Origin of the sequence: Parafrigoribacterium mesophilum, assembly GCF_039652555.1 — a bacterium.
GTDB classification, from domain to species: domain Bacteria; phylum Actinomycetota; class Actinomycetes; order Actinomycetales; family Microbacteriaceae; genus Parafrigoribacterium; species Parafrigoribacterium mesophilum.
On the sequence record NZ_JBDJAF010000083.1, the window covers coordinates 1 to 257 of the forward strand.

The window sequence follows — 257 nt, forward strand, 5'->3', positions numbered from 1 at the left end:
CTGGTCGACACGATGCACAGAGGCGCCCAGCACCACCTTGATACCCAACTCGGACACCAGATTCTCGATCCACAGTCCCAGCACGACCTCGTCGTAGCTGACGGTCATGGTGTGACCTCGATTGAAGTGCACGTCACCGGTCTTGCCGAGGTCCTGGAACATCAGATCGAAGATCCCGGGAGTCAGCTGCCGGTACTCCGGCCCATTGCCGTAGACGCCGCAGAACAGCCCGATCAGCGAGTTGACGCATTGGCCGC

At 60.7% G+C, this 257-nt stretch carries 1 protein-coding gene; it reads right to left on the reverse strand.

Annotation, left to right across the window (positions count from 1 at the left end; all coding sequences use genetic code 11):
* On the reverse strand, positions 1-257 hold a 257-nt coding region (locus ABFX56_RS16185; RefSeq protein ID WP_346234379.1), incomplete at both ends, for a hypothetical protein.